Source organism: Nocardioides silvaticus, assembly GCF_003160695.1.
In the GTDB taxonomy this organism is placed as follows: Bacteria; Actinomycetota; Actinomycetes; order Propionibacteriales; family Nocardioidaceae; genus Nocardioides; species Nocardioides silvaticus.
Genome location: NZ_QGDD01000024.1, coordinates 1 through 500 on the forward strand (window position 1 = coordinate 1; position 500 = coordinate 500).

Annotated in this window: 1 protein-coding gene; it reads right to left on the reverse strand. The window is 62.4% G+C overall.

Going from position 1 to position 500, the window contains the following annotated elements; genetic code table 11:
- On the reverse strand, nt 1-500 hold a 500-nt coding region (locus DJ010_RS23075), incomplete at both ends, for a class II histocompatibility antigen beta chain (protein WP_146207440.1).

Genomic DNA, 500 nt, shown 5'->3' on the forward strand with positions numbered 1-500 from the left:
GATGAGACCCCCACTGTCTCCTCCTGGCCATTCCTGAACCAGCGCACTTTGATCTTGGCTGGGTAGAAATCTGTCACCGAACAGACCAGAGTGTTGTGGTGGTTGAGGGCCTCTGTCCTGGACAGGGAGATGGCGACATTGGGCTGTTCAAGCCGCCGCAGGGAGGTGCTGGTCTCCGGCCCCTCGTAGTTGTGTCTGCACGCCGTGTCCACCTCGGCCCGCGTTCGCTCCAGGATCTCCGGCTGGCTGTTCCAGTACTCGGCGTCTGGCCGCCCCAGCTCGGTCACCGCGCGGTACTCGCCCACGTCGCTGTCGTAGCGCACGTACTCCTCCCGGTTGTAGATGTATCTGGTCACGAGCCGTATGCGCTGCGTCCCGTTGGTGTAGTAGCACTCGCCCTTGAACTGGACCACGAAATGCCTTTCGGAGTTTCCGCCCTCAGTCCCTGGGCTGCTCAGCACCATCAGCACCACCACAGCAGCTGAGAGGAGGAGGCTGGG